This window comes from Tenuibacillus multivorans, from assembly GCF_900103915.1.
Classification (GTDB): Bacteria; Bacillota; Bacilli; order Bacillales; family Alkalibacillaceae; genus Tenuibacillus; species Tenuibacillus multivorans.
Window position 1 is genome coordinate 142552 of record NZ_FNIG01000004.1, and the last position, 16606, is coordinate 159157.

19 protein-coding genes are annotated in these 16606 nt (G+C 37.9%); 5 read left to right on the forward strand and 14 right to left on the reverse strand.

Annotated elements, in window-relative coordinates; translation table 11 throughout:
* Window positions 1-18: 18 nt before the first annotated feature.
* The 3 genes from BLP77_RS07845 to BLP77_RS07855 all read right to left on the reverse strand — a co-directional run bounded on the left by BLP77_RS07845 (window position 19) and on the right by BLP77_RS07855 (window position 3670).
* Window positions 19-1455 carry a hypothetical protein gene (locus BLP77_RS07845; protein WP_093856573.1) on the reverse strand — a complete coding sequence of 479 codons (1437 nt, stop codon included), beginning with the start codon at window positions 1453-1455 and terminating at the stop codon, window positions 19-21.
* Window positions 1442-1963, reverse strand: coding sequence for an RNA polymerase sigma factor (locus BLP77_RS07850; protein WP_245686829.1), 522 nt, complete (start codon window positions 1961-1963; stop codon window positions 1442-1444). The genes BLP77_RS07845 and BLP77_RS07850 overlap by 14 nt, the downstream gene beginning before the upstream one ends.
* Before the next feature lie 123 nt (window positions 1964-2086).
* A complete protein-coding gene (locus BLP77_RS07855; protein WP_093856574.1) occupies window positions 2087-3670 on the reverse strand; it encodes an esterase/lipase family protein in 1584 nt (527 codons plus the stop codon).
* A gap of 172 nt (window positions 3671-3842) precedes the next feature.
* Here BLP77_RS07855 and BLP77_RS07860 point away from each other — a divergent pair, with 172 nt between their 5' ends.
* A complete protein-coding gene (locus BLP77_RS07860; protein WP_176753003.1) occupies window positions 3843-4820 on the forward strand; it encodes a nuclease-related domain-containing protein in 978 nt (325 codons plus the stop codon).
* 140 nt (window positions 4821-4960) lie between these two features.
* Here the strand turns inward: BLP77_RS07860 and BLP77_RS07865 are convergent, their stop codons facing one another.
* Window positions 4961-5335 (reverse strand): PH domain-containing protein, encoded by a 375-nt coding sequence (locus BLP77_RS07865; RefSeq protein ID WP_093856576.1) that lies wholly within the window; start codon window positions 5333-5335, stop codon window positions 4961-4963.
* A gap of 98 nt (window positions 5336-5433) precedes the next feature.
* On the opposite strand from BLP77_RS07865, the gene BLP77_RS07870 reads away from it, so the two are divergent.
* Window positions 5434-5919, forward strand: a complete 486-nt coding sequence (locus BLP77_RS07870) for a GyrI-like domain-containing protein (RefSeq protein WP_093856577.1) — start codon at window positions 5434-5436, stop codon at window positions 5917-5919.
* A gap of 19 nt (window positions 5920-5938) precedes the next feature.
* On the opposite strand, the gene BLP77_RS07875 is transcribed toward BLP77_RS07870, so the two are convergent.
* Genes BLP77_RS07875 through BLP77_RS07895 form a run of 5 tightly spaced genes read right to left on the reverse strand, consistent with a single transcriptional unit; the run spans window position 5939 to window position 10353 of the window.
* Window positions 5939-6742 carry a MerR family transcriptional regulator gene (locus tag BLP77_RS07875; RefSeq protein WP_093856578.1) on the reverse strand — a complete coding sequence of 268 codons (804 nt, stop codon included), beginning with the start codon at window positions 6740-6742 and terminating at the stop codon, window positions 5939-5941.
* A gap of 18 nt (window positions 6743-6760) precedes the next feature.
* Entirely contained in the window at window positions 6761-7684 is a 924-nt protein-coding gene (locus BLP77_RS07880; RefSeq protein WP_176753004.1) for a siderophore ABC transporter substrate-binding protein, read from the reverse strand.
* A gap of 23 nt (window positions 7685-7707) precedes the next feature.
* Window positions 7708-8466 carry an iron ABC transporter ATP-binding protein gene (locus BLP77_RS07885; RefSeq protein WP_093856580.1) on the reverse strand — a complete coding sequence of 253 codons (759 nt, stop codon included), beginning with the start codon at window positions 8464-8466 and terminating at the stop codon, window positions 7708-7710.
* Entirely contained in the window at window positions 8463-9410 is a 948-nt protein-coding gene (locus BLP77_RS07890; RefSeq protein WP_093856581.1) for an iron chelate uptake ABC transporter family permease subunit, read from the reverse strand. The genes BLP77_RS07885 and BLP77_RS07890 overlap by 4 nt, the downstream gene beginning before the upstream one ends.
* Window positions 9403-10353 carry an ABC transporter permease gene (locus BLP77_RS07895; RefSeq protein WP_093856582.1) on the reverse strand — a complete coding sequence of 317 codons (951 nt, stop codon included), beginning with the start codon at window positions 10351-10353 and terminating at the stop codon, window positions 9403-9405. Before BLP77_RS07895 ends, BLP77_RS07890 begins: the two co-directional genes overlap by 8 nt.
* 203 nt (window positions 10354-10556) lie before the next feature.
* Here BLP77_RS07895 and BLP77_RS07900 point away from each other — a divergent pair, with 203 nt between their 5' ends.
* Complete coding sequence (locus BLP77_RS07900; protein WP_093856583.1) at window positions 10557-11609, forward strand: C45 family autoproteolytic acyltransferase/hydrolase; 1053 nt, start codon at window positions 10557-10559, stop codon at window positions 11607-11609.
* A 200-nt stretch (window positions 11610-11809) separates the two neighbouring features.
* On the opposite strand, the gene BLP77_RS07905 is transcribed toward BLP77_RS07900, so the two are convergent.
* Together BLP77_RS07905 and BLP77_RS07910 are read right to left on the reverse strand one after the other, a co-directional pair.
* Window positions 11810-12379, reverse strand: a complete 570-nt coding sequence (locus BLP77_RS07905; protein ID WP_093856584.1) for a DUF7010 family protein — start codon at window positions 12377-12379, stop codon at window positions 11810-11812.
* A 27-nt stretch (window positions 12380-12406) separates the two neighbouring features.
* Window positions 12407-12775, reverse strand: coding sequence for a hypothetical protein (locus tag BLP77_RS07910; protein ID WP_093856585.1), 369 nt, complete (start codon window positions 12773-12775; stop codon window positions 12407-12409).
* A gap of 106 nt (window positions 12776-12881) precedes the next feature.
* On the opposite strand from BLP77_RS07910, the gene BLP77_RS07915 reads away from it, so the two are divergent.
* Together BLP77_RS07915 and BLP77_RS07920 are read left to right on the forward strand one after the other, a co-directional pair.
* Window positions 12882-13490 carry a YdcF family protein gene (locus BLP77_RS07915; protein ID WP_093856586.1) on the forward strand — a complete coding sequence of 203 codons (609 nt, stop codon included), beginning with the start codon at window positions 12882-12884 and terminating at the stop codon, window positions 13488-13490.
* 99 nt (window positions 13491-13589) lie between these two features.
* Window positions 13590-14195 carry a hypothetical protein gene (locus BLP77_RS07920; protein ID WP_093856587.1) on the forward strand — a complete coding sequence of 202 codons (606 nt, stop codon included), beginning with the start codon at window positions 13590-13592 and terminating at the stop codon, window positions 14193-14195.
* Window positions 14196-14216: 21 nt separating this feature from the next.
* Here the strand turns inward: BLP77_RS07920 and BLP77_RS07925 are convergent, their stop codons facing one another.
* From BLP77_RS07925 to trpA, 3 genes are all read right to left on the reverse strand, one after another.
* Window positions 14217-14954 carry a sulfite exporter TauE/SafE family protein gene (locus tag BLP77_RS07925; protein WP_093856588.1) on the reverse strand — a complete coding sequence of 246 codons (738 nt, stop codon included), beginning with the start codon at window positions 14952-14954 and terminating at the stop codon, window positions 14217-14219.
* Between the two features lie 77 nt (window positions 14955-15031).
* Window positions 15032-15709 (reverse strand): hypothetical protein, encoded by a 678-nt coding sequence (locus BLP77_RS07930; protein ID WP_093856589.1) that lies wholly within the window; start codon window positions 15707-15709, stop codon window positions 15032-15034.
* 82 nt (window positions 15710-15791) lie between these two features.
* Window positions 15792-16589, reverse strand: coding sequence for a tryptophan synthase subunit alpha (gene trpA, locus BLP77_RS07935; RefSeq protein ID WP_093856590.1), 798 nt, complete (start codon window positions 16587-16589; stop codon window positions 15792-15794).
* Between the last annotated feature and the right edge of the window lie 17 nt (window positions 16590-16606).

The following is a 16606-nucleotide window of genomic DNA, read 5'->3' on the forward strand; positions in this document are numbered from 1 at the left end:
GCATGGAAGTTTTTTAATTTATTCAACTAAATAGTCTTCTATTTGTGGTGATTCATCATGTTGATAAAAATGATATGCATAATCGTATGTGACATAGATACCATCTGCTGATTGAGGAATAACTTTAAATCTTAAACGTAAACGATCCCCTTCATTATATTGTTCTCTTAAATCACCCGCAAACTCCATCGATGTATCTTCTGATAGCACAAACTCAGTCTTATTTTCAGCTTCATGATAGATAATAGATTGAATAGTTTCTTCAAAGTAAATGGTATCACCAGGTCTATAGTTTTTGAATGTTGATACGGCTTTATTTAAGGTTTGGTCATAAGTTTGAGCATGCAATTCATCTACTGATAAAAATTGTTGAGTATCATAAGGTTTTTCCTGTGAGGTTATATGATTAACTGATGGAACGGGATAAATAAAGTCTCCCACATGAATGTGCTGATTATCCTCATTATTAAATATCGCTTCTGTCAATCGGGCTCCTTCTGACATATGGTATTGTCGTACACTTTGACTAGTCTCATCAAAATAGACAGCAGAGAAGGACTCGGCTGAATCACCATTCCAACGGACAAAAACTTGCATATTTAGCATATTGTTTGCAATACCACTAAAATCAACAAAACGGTAATATTTAGTGTAAGGATCACCTTTGTTCGGTTCTACATCATACCTCCAAAATTTTCTATCAACCGGACTTGAATGAAAATCCTGATCATAAGGACCTAGATTTTGAATAACTTCCTCCTTAGACATACCAACTTCCAATTCATGCTTAAGTTTTTCTAAAAGGAAAAGATCACGGTTTTCACCGTATAAAGCTTCATCAATTGGATATTCGTAGACAGCTTCCCCAGTATTGACAAAAAAGTAGAGTTGTCGTTCATCTTCCCTATAGTAAAAAGCTTTAAGGCTTAAAGGTAGATCTCCACCTGCAGATTCAATAAATACTTGAACGTCTAAACCTCCATTTTTTAATGCCTCCGCATCAACGTTTTGAGTTCTTCCAAATTGATAATTATCATCAGCTCCTATGTCAAATCGATTCATAATACCGACTGAATGGGGAATATTAGTGCCTTTACCTAGATTTATTTGATCTTTTCTATTAACTCCAATTTTGTAATTTTTTATAAGTTGGATTCGTTCTTCTTTTGTGTATTCATCGGAATTTATGTTGTATTTTCCTGTTACTTGTAAATTTGAAGTTCCGATATCTGAATCTTGTTGCAGTAGCAATGAAACGACAAAAAATAGAGTAATTGCTATACTGGATATGGCAAAAACAAACGGTTTATTAAAAATATTGTTTGATTTCATGTGCTTGTGATTAATGTTGTAATGTATCGAATCGAGTATATTCTCTTTTTCATCTTCGGTTAGGTTAACTTCCTCATTCAACCTTTTTAATCGACGATCTAGTGAATCATCATAATGCTTCATGCTGATACCCCTCCTTTTTCAGTTGTTGTTTCAGAGCTTGGATTGCACGTGATAAGGTTACCCTTACTTTTTGTTCTTTCCATCCAAGGATTTCAGCAGTTTCGCTTACAGTAAAATCTTTAATTTTTCTCAACACAATGACATCCCGATAAGATCGCTTAAGTTGACCGAGTGCATAGTAGAGTTCCTGTTCTGATTCTGATAGAGCGAGATGTTTTTCAGGTGTGTTGTCTGAATTTTGATTAGCTGGAAGTGTATCCATCAAGTAGCTCACGGGATGGTGTTTACGAACATAATCAATGGTGACATTTCGAGCAATGCGGAACAGCCAGCCCTTGGTATTTTCCTGGTTAAAAGAATCGTGTTTGTTGTATGCTTTTAGAAATGTGTCTTGCAATAAATCCTTGGCTTGGTCGTGGTCGCGAATAAGGTAAAAGATATATTGGAAAAGATCTTGGCTATATGCGTGGTACCATTGGTTTATTTGTTGTTTAGCTTTACCATTCACCTAGCGCTCTCCTCTCTGTACATTCTACTTATCTAACGTGCATGTGGAGGGATTGTTGCAGTTATTTTGATAATTATTTTGATTATAACAAAAATAACCCCCGAACATTCGGGGGTAAAATGATTATTTATAAGGTGTACCGGGGACCTTAACAGATTCTATAATCGTGCGTTTAAACGTTTCACCAGTCTTGGTTTTGCCTTCAATGTCGATGGTGACGTTATAGACTTGGTTCGGTTGATTGAGTGTGATGTGCTGAGAATGGTTGGCTTCACCTTTTTGGGTGTATGTTAACGTTTGGCTTGGGTTGCCGGACTCTGTTATGCGGTATGTTGTCTGTAGGGATTGGCTGTTAACTTGATCTGTATTTGATTTTAGATTATAGGTGAGTTCAAGTGATTTATGGCGATTAACATGTTTATTTAATTCATATTTTTCTGGGGCTTTAAAGTCTGCCAATAAAAGATAGGCATTATCATTGCCTGAGTGTATTTTTAAGGTCCATTCACCAGATTGTGGGCTTTCAATCGTGGTCGCATGGCTAATACCTCCTTTAAAAACCCCTTCCTGAAATTTGGTAGATTTAAAGTTAGTTTGATGAGTTTTTCCGGTAGGGTCCACAAGTACCATATCGTTTGGTTGCTGAGAGGTTAATAAATTGAGGGTTAAAGCTTTGACGTTTTCCTCAATTGGAATGGTTATCTCATGCTTACCTTGTTCAAGCCCGCTTCCATGAACCCATTGGTTAGAAGGGAATGTTTTATTTTTCTGTTCACTGGATTGTATGTTGTTAGCAAGCTGTGAACTTGATATATAATTTTCAAAGACTGAGAATGTGTCGCCTGTTCTGACTGTCGTGTGATTCCAATCACCAATCGCAAGCTCCTGCCCACCAGGTAGCCGGCTGCTATCAACCGTGACGACACCATCATTATCGCCGTGTTGAGATAGATACATGCCACCATACCATGTTGAGGAAAAGGTTGAACCCCAATCTGTGCCACCCAATGTGTAATAATCGTTGTAATAGGCAAGCGGTTGAGGATCCGTTTGATTTCGGAACGCATTCATTTCGGCCATCTGCATGGAGTAAGTTCCATCACCTTGTGCTCCAAGTAAATCTGCTAACCAACTGGACCAGGAGCTATAGGCTAAGTCAGCCAGCTGCGAACCGTGGTGCGGGCTTGATAACGTTATGACATTATCAACATATTGATGGGCGTCATAATAGGTTAGTGCGGATTGCGTATCAACGCCACCTTTACTGTAGGCCACTACTGTTATAGGCTTTCCACCAAAATGGTTGGAAATCTCTACAATTTTTTCCGCTAATAGCTCGCCGTTATCCCACATATCAGCTGATTCCCCACCAGCATCGTGAAGCTGTACAAACGTTGTTTGAAATCCAGCATCGTATGCGGTTTGATACATATCATTATCTTCCCACCAAACTTGGGCAACGTTATTTAAACCAGGTACAAATAATAGGATTGGTTTACTTGGGTCAAGGTTAGGTGGAGTATCTCCAATGTACCACTCTCCAGGTGTTTCATCATTTCCGTTTCCAGCTTTACCGGAAATTGATTTCGAATCTAGATCATAAGCAGGTTGAGGGTCGGAGATGTCTTCTGAATCGGCAAAAAGAGTCATATTTGCACCCGCAATCACAGCAACAATTAAACAGAGGAACGCAATTTTTTTAAGCATAAAAACCTCCTAAGTTTTCATTACATTAAAATGCTATTGTTATTTCACAGGATTTAGAATTGAGACAAGCGAGGTATATGGTTGTGTTTTCCATATTAGGTCGAAAGTACTTGTCAAATTGAAGGAAAATTCCTATAATTTTGTATAATAAAAGCTGAAGGAATGGTGTATTTTGATAATTAAAGGACATGACAAACCGTTGAAGTTATGGAAACTCGAGGCTTTAGAAAGGCGAGTATCAAATAATCATCCCGTTTTTTCTGAAATCGAAGAAGCACTTCGTATTGCACGAGCCGGTGATCGGGGAGAGCGCTCACTTGACTATTATGTTGATCTAATTGATCATGATAAACTAAGATGTTTTTATGATTTGCGATTGCCTTGGCTCAATTACCACTTCCAAATGGACACCGTTTTAGTAAAACCTTCATTTATTTTGATTACTGAGATTAAAAACATCGTAGGGGATATTCATTTTAAGCAAGAAACAAAGCAAATGATTCGTATCCTAGGTGGCATATCCGAAACCTTCCCCAATCCTTTGCTTCAAGTATCTCAACAACAATACCAACTTGAGAAGTATTTACGTCTTCATGGTTTTCCGCCGATACCTATTTATCACCTCGTTGTTTTTGCCAACCGTAATTGCATTCTCCACATTGATCCGACCGATCACTTTCATATAGGAAAAATCATTCCGATCCAAGAATTTATTTTTAAATTTGAAAAAATAAATCGAGCAGTAAATAAACATGTGCTGTCTGAGGCTGAATTGGAGCGAATGAGTCAATTATTTTTGCGTGAACATACCCCGTATGATGAAGATGTGTTAAAGCGGTTTGGGGTGAGTAAGAAGGATTTACAAAGAGGAGTGTATTGTCCGGGGTGTGGGAAATTACCGATTAATAGAGAGTGGGGAACGTGGCAGTGTCCTTTTTGTATGAAATCGTTTAAACAAGCACATATTCCTTCTTTGAGGGATTATGGATTATTAATTAACGACACTATATCTATAGAAGAGGCACGGGAATTTTTGATAGTTGATTCAAGAGAAGTAGTGAAGTATATCTTTCAAAATTTGGGGATATCTCGTCTTGGGGTTGGAAGAGGTACTCGATATAACCTTAACGATTTAATAAATTCCACATAAAATCAAAAATTTCCACGCAAATAAATTATTTTCCACATAAATTTATGATTTTCCCCGTAAATCACTCTAAATTCCACATAAATCTGAAATTTTCCCCACAAACCAAAAAACGGCGGAGCAACTCCCGCCGTTTCACCAATTTATCCTACATATTCAGCTAAAACTGCTTGGACTTTGTAGATGTTTAACTGCTTATTAAAAGTTTTCTCAATCGGTGTAGAGCTTCCGGACATCCAGATTTTAAGTTCGGCATCTAAATCGAAGGTGCCGGCTGTTTCAACTGCGAAGTGGGTGATGCTTTTGTACGGAATGGAGTGGTACTCCGTTTTCTTTCCTGTTACGCCTTGTTTATCGACTAGGATTAAGCGTTTGTTTGTAAAGACGAATAAGTCCCGAATCAATTTATAAGCGTGATCGACTTGTTCACTAGGAGCGAGTAATTCGGAAAGCTCATTTTGTACGTCTTGTGCATCCATCTCTGATGCGTTACCCATCATGCCATCAAATAATCCCATAATTGTTCCCTTCCATATTAAAATTTTATCACTTTAGTTTAAAGTTTATCACATGTAAATGTTTGTTATAATATAACAAATGGTTTTTGGAGGTACCTATGGAGGTTAAGGTTGAAAAACGTGAGAAAGTTACATTGATTGGTATGGAGATTAAAACATACGGCATGATGCCAAAAGGGGCACCTCATTCGATTCTTGATTTATGGGATGCGTTTAAAGAGCATATTAATCGTATTCCCAATAGGGTAAATCAGAGGGAAGCTTATGGTCTGACCGAGTTTCCAAGTGATTGGGAATTGGGGAAGCGTTTCTTCTATACGGCAGGTGTTGCTGTGAGTGATACGAGTGAAGTCCCGGAAGATATGGTCGTTAAGGAGATCCCTGAAAAAGAATATGCCATTGTTCAATTACGAGGGGCGTCTCATGAGATAGGAAAAGGCTTTAATTTCTTTTATAATGAATGGCTGCCGCAATCGGGTTATCAGAAGGCAGATCCGTTTGAGTATGAATTTTACAGTGACGATTTCGATGAGGATGATCCGCACACATACCTTGAGGTTCATTTTCCCGTTTCAAAAAAATAACCGCCGAACATGGCGACGGTTATCTAGCTATGGGCACTTGTATTTCCGACAAGTGCTCCTGTTTATTTGCGCTAATATAAGCATCAATCAAAACGCGTTCGATGGCATCACCTGAAACTGTCAGCTTATTTTGGTCTATAAACGAAAGTAAGGCATCATAGTCATCTTGAAAAATTCGCTCACGATTAATCATGATGCTGGCGTAATCGCCTGCGGGTAAAATGGTGCTGTATTCGCAATCGATCTCCTCATCCTCAATCATGAGAAAAATCGAGTCGTACCCCCGAGTATCTAATGAATCAATCGAACGTGTAACCCCGACTCCACCAATGTAAACAGAAGCATTCAGATTAGCGAGTTTCTCAAGTTTCTTTAAAGCTAGCTCTAATTCTTCGTGGCTTGTGATGGTTTCTTTTAATTGAGCAATCCGGCGTTCTTTAATGTTTTTAATCATTGGCTTACCGAATTGAATTTCACGGCTTTCTTGTAATTCCTGAACACGAGCTGATAAACGATGTTGAGCTCGCTTTAAATTTTGAATTTGCCTCATTACGTGCTTCTCTTGTTTTTGTAACATATCAAGAAAATGAGCGCGATTACATTGGTCAAAATGGTTCTTGATGTCTTTCAGTGAAATGCCAAGCTCTCTTAAGTAATTGATGGTATTCAAATGTTCAAACTGATCAATAGAATAATAGCGATAGTTTGTATGTTCATCGACTTCTACCGGTTTAAACAACCCAATTTCGTCATAGTAACGTAGCGTTTTAACTGGGATGTTATGAAGTTTAGAGATTTCCCCAATTGTGAATCGCTTATCCATGAGTGTCACCTCTCGCTATCAATCAAACGTTTGTTTGATTTCCTTGATCATTTCCTTAGTCGAGATCAGTCCACCACCTGATAAATACCAGTAGTTCGGATCTAGATAAATAATTTGGTCATTTTGATAAGCGGTCGTATTCATAACTAATTCATTTTCAATCGTATCTTTAGCAGCAGGTTCTCCATTTACGACAGCATCACGATCAATGACGTATAAATAATCAGGATCTTTTTCGACGATAAATTCAAATGAAATGTTTTGCCCATGTGTAGCGACTTCAATCGAATCGTCAGCTGGTTTAACGCCAAAAACATTATGTATAAACCCAAAGCGTGACCCCGGCCCATAGGTACTGACCTTACCACCAGTAGCCAAAGTTATCAAACCTGTTTTGTCACTAGATTCCGTTTTAGCCTGAAGCTCCTCAACTAACGTTTCAATTTCAGCCAATTCACTTTCGACCTGTTCTTGTTTATCAAAAATTTTACCTGCAAGCTTCGCATTATGTTTAAACGAATCCATATAACGCTCAGCGTCAAGCTCGACATAAAGCGTTGGCGCAATTTCTTTAAAATCTTCATATAAATCCATCTGACGTCCAGAGATTATAATTAAATCCGGGTCCATGGCGTGAATCGCTTCAAAATCTGGTTCCTTTAATCCGCCGACATGTTCGATATTCTCATCATCGTATTCTGATAAATAAGAAGGAAGTGAATCCTTAGGTACACCCGCAACAGAAACATCAAGCTGTTTTAAGGTATCGAGCATGCCAAAATCAAACACAACCACTTTTTCAGGATTTTTCTCAACCTCAATCGTATCTAATGGATGCTCAATTTCGATGGTATCCCCACTAACGGCTTCGGTATCTTCAGTCCCACATGCCGCAAGTAACACGATAGCTAAAACAGATAGACTTAACATTAGTTTTTTCATTATCATCACCTCTTAATATATTTTTATCCAAAGTATACACAGACCTTACAACGGTCGATTTGCTTAATCGGAATGTCCATATCATAGATTTCTTTTAAATTCACCCGATCAATCATTTTATCAGTCGGGCCTTGATTAATGACGGCCCCATTTTTCAGTGCCACAATATAATCTGAATAAAAGGAAGCAAAATTTATATCGTGAATAACGATGACGACCGTTTTTCCTAATTCATCAACAAGTCTTCTGAGCACTTTCATAATTTGGACTGAGTGTTTCATATCAAGATTATTTAACGGTTCATCTAGCAATATATAATCCGTATCCTGAGCAATGACCATTGCGATAAAAGCCCGCTGACGCTGACCGCCACTTAGTTCATCGAGAAACTGGTTTTCTAGTTCTTGTAATTCCATAAAGGAGATGGCTTCATCAACGTGCTGCCAGTCAATTTCAGACAATCGACCTTGCGAATAAGGGAATCGTCCAAAGGAAACCAACTCCCGGACAGTTAATCGCACATTTAAGTGATTCGATTGCTTTAAAATCGCCACCTTTTTCGATAGCTCCGTATTATTCCACTTTTTTAACTCCCTACCATCAACAAAAACCTCACCGAGATCCTGCTTGATCATCCGGCTGACTGCTGCTAGTAACGTACTTTTTCCAGCCCCATTTGGTCCGATAAATGATGTAATTTTACCTTTTTGAATTTCAACATTCACATTGTTGACGACGGTTTTTTGCCCATATTTTTTTGAAAGGTTTTTAATTGAAATCATACTCGACTCTCCTTTAATAAGAGATAGATGAAATAGACGCCACCGACAAAGTTAATGATGACGCTAATCGTCGTTGAAAATGTAAACACTCGCTCAACGATTAGTTGCCCACTAACTAACGCGATGATACTAATTAAGATCGCACCTAAGATTAATACACTATGGCGGTAGGTTTTTAAGAACTGATAAGCGACATTGGCCACAAGTAATCCTAAAAACGTTATCGGTCCAACGAGTACGGTAGCAATCGAAATGAGTATCGCAATGACAACGAATAATTGCTTCACCACCCTGTCGTAGTCCACACCGAGATTGATGGCGTGCTCTTTTCCAAGTGATAAAACATCTAAGTATTTCGTGAACTTTAAAAAGTAAAGGGTAGCTAAAACGATTCCGACGAACGCAATCAAGAGTAGCTCGGTATTCACATTATTAAAGCTCGCAAACATTCGGTCTTGCACGACTAAAAATTCATTCGGGTCGATGAGCACTTGCATGAAATCTGATAAACTATTAAAAAATGTCCCGAAGATTAGCCCAATGAGTAAAAGAAAATAAATGTTTTGATCTTCTTTTTTAAATAAAAAATGATAGAGTAATAACGCGAAAACAATCATTAAACCAACTGAAATGACAAAGTTCACATGTTGGTTCATTAGCGTCATATGAGTTGACCCGAAAACGAAAATAATAAACGTTTGGATTAACAGGTACAGTGAATCTAGCCCAATAATACTAGGTGTTAAAATTCGATTATTTGTAATCGTTTGGAACACGACCGTTGAAAAAGCAATCGCACTTCCCGTTAGAATGATAGCTATTATTTTCATCGTGCGCTTAGGTAAAACGTAATCCAAGTTTGATCCTAGATCCGTAAATAGGAATACAACGATGAGTAGGATCGCTATGATCAATAGGGTTATCAGCTTAGTTCGATTACGCATAGGTCCTTCTCCTTAAAAGCAAGTAAATGAAAATGCCACTGCCGATTACCCCAACGGTCAAGCCAATCGGAATCTCATACGGGTAAATCAAAACTCGCCCCAAAATGTCACAAATCAATACAAACACCGCTCCGAGCAAGGCAGTATGTGATAGATTTTTCTTCAAATGATCGCCTTGGTAGATGGAGACGATATTAGGGATGATCAGACCTAAAAACGGAATTAACCCAACTGTTAGAACGACTGTTGACGTGACCATCGCCACGATGATAAGCCCAATATTGACAACCTGCCGATGATTGAGTCCTAGATTAATAGAGAATTCTTCACCCATCCCGGCAATCGTAAACTTATTTGCGAAAATGTAAGCTAACACCAACAATGGAAGACTGAGATAAAGCAGTTCATAACGACCGCTCATAATCATGGAAAAATCACCTTGCAGCCATGATGTAATGCTTTGAATTAAATCATGTTTATAAGCGAAAAACGTCGTGATTGATCCGATGATATTCCCAAACATAATGCCGACAAGGGGAATGAAAATAGCATCCTTGAACTTGATCTTGTCGAGAATTTTCATGAATATGTAAGTCCCGGCTAAGGCAAAAACAAAAGCCGTCATAGCACGATACATGGGACTTGCCGATGAGAATAAAAGCAAGGATACTAATATCCCAAGTCTAGCGGAATCCATTGTCCCCGCTGTTGTCGGCGATACGAATTTATTCCGGCTTAATTGCTGCATGATTAGGCCGCATATGCCCATACTCATTCCGGCAATGACTATGCTAATGAGCCTCGGCAGTCGACTATGGATGAGAATTTGCGTTTGCGTGTCATCCAAATTGAATAGTTGTGCTGGGCTAATGTCAGTCACACCAATGAATAGTGATACAGCTGATAAAAGGAATAGGGAGATCCACAAGTACCTAAGCTTCATAGCTGTTCCAAACTTTCTGTTAAAATTTATCTAAATGATAATGATTATCATTCCTGCTTAATATTAAACCCTCCAGTTAGTGGAGAGTCAATAGCTAATTGAGAATTATTTTTAATTAGGGGTTTTTAGAAAAGCCCATCGTTTCCAATTCACTCCTTTTTTCTGTAAAATTGTCTCATTAGATACATAAGGAATGATGAACAATGAAACAGATCTATAGCGATGTTATACAATTCAGGGGAACACATTATGATTTTGGTTTTGCCTTAGGTAAAAGATTAAGAGATTCATTAACTGTGAAGAATCGTCAGCAGGGTTGGCAACTGAAACGACCACGTTTTGAAATAGATGTAGGAGAAGCTGAAAAACAATTTAGACGATTTGCCCCAGCCATATGGGATGAATTACTGGGGCTTCGAAATGGGTTACAGCTACCAATGGAAGAGGTGCTACGAGATTTCGGGGGATACCGAGTGGAGCCGGATAAAAGCGGTTGTTCCATCTTTACGACACCTGACTTTATGGTGCGTAATTATGATTTTCATCCGTTTACATATGATGGGATGTTTAGCCTATTTCAACCAACAGATGATGGCTATGCATTCATTGGTCCGACATCTCGAATTACAGGGCGAATGGATGGCATGAATGAAAAAGGGCTTGTGATGGGATACAACTTCACACATCGCAAAAAGACACGGGATGGTTTTGTTTGTTATATGGTGGGACGCATGATTTTAGAGAAGTGTGCGAATGTTGATGAAGCGATTGAATTAGTTCAATCCGTTCCACATCGGGGAGCATTTAGTTACAATGTTATGGATATTAATGGCAAAACGTATGTGATTGAAGCGGGGCCACGAGCGGTGGAAGTACGAGAGTCCAACATATGTACCAACCATTTTGAAATTTTAACGGAAGAAAACAGACGATATTTAAAGGATTCTTATAAACGAATGAACATCATTGAGGAGAACAGACAAAACATGTTGGATGCGAATCAAGCGTTTCGATTCTTTAATGATACGGATAAGGGTGTTTTTGCTGAGCAATATAAAAGCTGGGCTGGTACGATTCATACATCACTATATTTACCTAATGAAAAACAGGTATGGTTTTCACTCGGAGGCGACCAGGAGCCAGAGATATTTGATTTTAATCAATGGTTAGTGGGTGAAGATGTTACCATTGAACGTATGTACGGTGAAGTTAACACAAATCTAGGCTTTGCCAACATAGACAAAAATTTGAGATAAATAGGCATGATATAAAATTTAATGCATATAATATATTGACTATAGGTGTTCGGTCACCATAGGTCAAGCCTGATTGCCCTAAAGGGGGCAGCTCGCTTCTACGCATGGTAACCACCTTACAGAAAGAGAAGGTGGTTACTTTTTTATTTCTTTAAGTTTAATTTTCTAGGCTTCTCCCTTTCAGACAATCCAGTTTCTATTTAACCCTGCGCTTTCATTACTACTTCATCAGTTGTTTTAGATTTTTTCCTATAATCGACAAATAGTAAAAGGTTTAAGATCAGTAAGGCTCCGATCATCATTAATGGAATGATCCATAACGACTCAACAGTGGATCCGATAATGGCAACTAAAATCGCTGCAATGGGTGCCATCACATAATAAGCCTTGGCGTTGTAAAACCATCCATAAGGAAATAAATGTGCGGCTGTAATAACTGCAAAAAACATAACCATTTCAGAAGGGTGTTTAACAAAAGCCCAAAATGCTATCGGAAAGTAAATAAACTGAGCCAAATTAATAACGAGCCCCAAATTACTGAGTGGGTTTTGATCAATTTTCCAATCTGCTTTGATTAATTTAGAGAAAAGCAAGGCTAACGGAAACATTATTCCAGTCGTGATTAGCATAAAGATGTTTTTAGTTTCGATATTGTTTGGTAGAGAAAAAATAATCGTAAATATAGTCCAGATAATAGTGGCAGATAATAAAAATGCAATACCGTTCTTACCTTTAATTGATAAGTCTTGTCTTAGATTGTTAATGTTCAATTTAAATTCCCCCATTGATTAGGACGGTTAGATCATCCCTTCTTTTTTAAACCTTTCAAAGGATTGGTCCGTTAATTCCCCTAATTCTTCAAAAAGTTCTTCATCATTCGTTTTGAAATTAAAACATGATTTGCCTTGCATTCGTTTTTTTAATTCTGGTGAAATATGATCCAAGAGCTCTGGGAAAACATAGACAGGCATAAGGTAATAGCTGACATAGTTTTTCTTAATAGACACAGAGCCGAAAAAATAAGGCTTGTTATTCTTTTGGAAAACCCTTTCCGAATCTAAATAATATGTAGCTTCCGAATCTGTTTTGACAATTAACTCATTTTCATGTTTTTTAAGAAATGTTCTGAGTTGATTAAAAATGATCTGAAAATTAGATTGATTCATTTAAGCAACCTCCTTTTCTAGTATTATATAGGAAAATAGAGGAAATGAGTAGAGACTGGTTGAATAGATTAATAGAAAGGAAATCAATAAAATATGAGGTGACATCATGTATATATCTGAGCTTGATCGTGAAAATCTGACAGATGAGCAGATGGATAATCTACTATATAGTGGGATCAAAGATGATGGAAAATCAGGAGATTGCATTTTTGTTCCCGGGAGTAGTAAAGCGGTACAAATTCGCTTACCAAAAGCCGTACAATGCTATGAAAAAGGTCGTGCTAAAAAGATTTTATTTTCTGGTGGTGTAACGTGGGAAGGGTTTGATTCACCAGAAGCGGTTTTAATGAAGGATGAAGCTATTAAGCTTGGAGTACCAGAAGAAGATATATTATTAGAGGATAAAGCACTCCACACAAAAGAGAATGTATTGGCTTCATTACTCGTTTTAGACCGGGCCTTTTATTTGCATCATATAAAAAGACTAATTGTGGTCACTACATCTCCTCATATGAGAAGGTTTCATATGACTTTAAAGACGTATATGCCTAATTGGATCGATTACTCATTATGTCCAGCCAATGATCTTAAAACTCGAAAAGATAATTGGTTTCTAAGCGATGTGGGTAGAAGACGAGTTGAAAACGAAGCGAAAAAAATTATTGACTATGTAAAAGAGGGTGTTCTCCTAGATGAAAAGGTTGAAAGGGGGTAGGTACGTGGAATTACTTGTTGTTAGACACGGACAATCGCTCGCAGATATTTTTAAAATTTTCTAGGACATTTAGAGGCACTCAAGAAGGAGTAATGTTCAATGTTGTTGTCAGTCGTTATTTTGAGTTGGGTTGGGATTATTATATATTTAGTGATATTTCTATCGTTTCAAAAATTAGCCAAAAACAATGAGTTCGCGTTTTTGCATCTATTGATGGTTTTTATGTACGCCTTGTGGTTACCGTTACCTATAGCATTGAATCAATCATTAGATTCGGGTATGTTAAAGGTCGGAACAATATTTGGATTGGTCTATCTCATCATGTTAGTCATTTCGATGTCCTTACAAACTGGCCATATTTCCTATTTGGTTAAATATAACGAGGACCAAGTGATATCAGAAGACCATGGTAAATATATGATGACGACGTTATCTAATCCGTTTGAGGGAATTGCCAATGTTTTTAAGTCAGTGTGGGCCTTGTGTTTAGCAATCACGTTTTGGAAAACTGACGAAACACTCATGGCTCTTTTGATGTTTTTATTTAGTTTACTGATGGTTTATTTCTTATTACTTGTATTAAAAGAGGCCATCGTTAAACCGGCCAATTGGTTATCCAAGATTAAGACAAATCCGTACATAGTCAATCTTGAGACATTTAGTTTTTTTGTTATAATAATCATGTTTCTAACATCAAAGCTATGATGATAGACAGCTTTGGTTTTCTTATAAAACAACATTATCTATAAAAATATAGATAATCAGTGCGGCTGTTACGATTCGAAGTAACGGCTTAACATGCTTCGGTTTCAAATTCCCTGCTAGGCGCACTCCAACTTGTGCTCCAGATAATGATCCTAGTAATAAAGCAATCGTGAGTGGCCAAATGATTTTTCCAGTCGAGATGTAACTCATGGCAGCTCCAAAACAGCTGGAAAACGTCGCAACACGAACTAAACCAACGGCACGGTAATAGGCGATATTTAAATAGGAAAATAAATAAAGCATCAAAGTCCCTTGCCCAGGACCGAATACACCATCATAAATACCGATTCCATACAGCAAAGGTGTTCCTTTCTTCGACCATGTAAAGGCTTCATGTCCAGAGAAATCAGCCTTTCCAATAAATGAAAAAATAAAGGCAAATACTAAAAGGACTATAGCCACTTTGTACATCAAATCTGGTGAGATAGAAGCGGCGATGAGACCACCTGTTATACCACCAGCGAGGCTAATCGGAATAACTTTTAAGCCTTCTTTTAAAGTCACACCTTTTTGCCGATAAACCACTAGAAAACTGGATAAAGAGCTTACGGTATTTGACACTTTGTTAGCCCCGATTGCTGAATGTACAGGTATCCCAAGTGCGAGCATGGCGGGTAAACTAATCAGTCCACCTCCTCCTGCTAACGTTCCAAGCGTAGTTGCAATTAATCCGACTAGAAATAGTAATATTAAGTCCATGATGTCATCTCCTACAAAAGAAAACTTGTCCTATTAAGCCATTTAAACAAATTAAAGAACCCGCCTTGGCGAATTCTTCAATGATTACGATATTCATTTAAATCCTTTTCCATTAAGGCAATGAGTCGACCTTGGTATTCCTCTAATGGTTCGTCTTCAAATTGTGAGTAGTTTTCTTGGTAAATATCGTAAAGTTTATCTTGGATTAATAGCTGAGCGAATCGATCGTATTCCCATTCATAAAAATACTCAGCCTCAGTCAGTTCTAGCGCTTCACTGATTTTCACAAAGAATGGGTGCGCTTGTTCGCCATTTTCGATATGTGCAAGCTGCTGTTTAATGTAATCTTTGATTTCTTTGTCCGTCACTTCTGTATCGTGTACCTCTTTAGCCCATTTAATAATAGCTTCATTTGTATGCTTATATTGCAGGGCTCGGTCCACAAGCTCAATTCCTTCTAAATTTTCATTGGCCAGGACGGCTGATTGAATATGCGTGTGAATAATCCAGTTTTTTATGTTAGAATCACTGATCCGTACGGTTTCATGATCGATTTCTAGTGTTTCATGCTGTTTTAATAGTCTGTTGTAATGTTCAATGGCTTCGTTAATCAGTGTTTCAATATTTTGCGTGATGTGCTGGGGTTCTGTTTCGTCTTGTACAGCGGTGACGTCTTCATTATCCGAGAACATAGCTTGGTATGAGCCCCATATTAGGATGCAACCAATGAGTCCGATAAGGATAAATTTTTTCATTTGACTCGCCACCTATAGATTGATGCTTTAAAAATAACATACAATGGTAGAAAAGGCGAGTCATTTAGGGTAGGCGATCCCGTTATTTTTGTTGTGTTGATTTAATCAAACGTTTGATTAAATCATAGTCGTTATGTTGCAAAAGCTCAATGATCTTACTTCCAACAATGACACCATCAGCTATTTCACTCATTTGCTTCACATGTTCAGGTGTAGATATACCGAATCCGGCTAAAACAGGTACGTTACTCGAATGTTTGAGCTGTTTAAAATGAGTGGTTAAGTTTTGGCTATGTTCTTTTCTTGCTCCCGTGATACCATTAACGGTTATGGCATAGGTGAACCCCTGTGAGGCTTGTGTTAGCTGTTGTTTACGTTCATCTGAGCTAGTTAGTGAGACGAGCTGGATGAAAGCTATTCCAACGTCATCTAATTTATTGGTGATTAAGTGTTGTTGCTCAAATGGTAAGTCAGGAATGATGAGACCATCAACGCCAGCAACACACGCATCATCTATAAATTTATCGATACCATATTTAAAAATGGGATTAATATAAGTCATAAAAATAATCGGTGCTTTGATGTGGTGACGTTCAGTTTTTAGTAACTCCATTACGGCTTGAAGTGAAACTCCTTGGCTTAAAGCACGCTTTCCAGCTTCTTGTATTGTTGGCCCATCCGCCACTGGGTCGGAAAAAGGAATTCCAACTTCAATGGCAGATGCACCCGCATCACTTAATCCTTTTAGTGTAGGAATCAATTGATTAAGTCCGCCATCTCCCGCCATGATATAGGGAACGAAGATTTTATCACCTTGCTTAAGGGTATGATTTAAGGTCGCTTCTAAATATTCGCGACCATTCGTAATTGTTTTAGACATGAAATTGACCTCCTTAT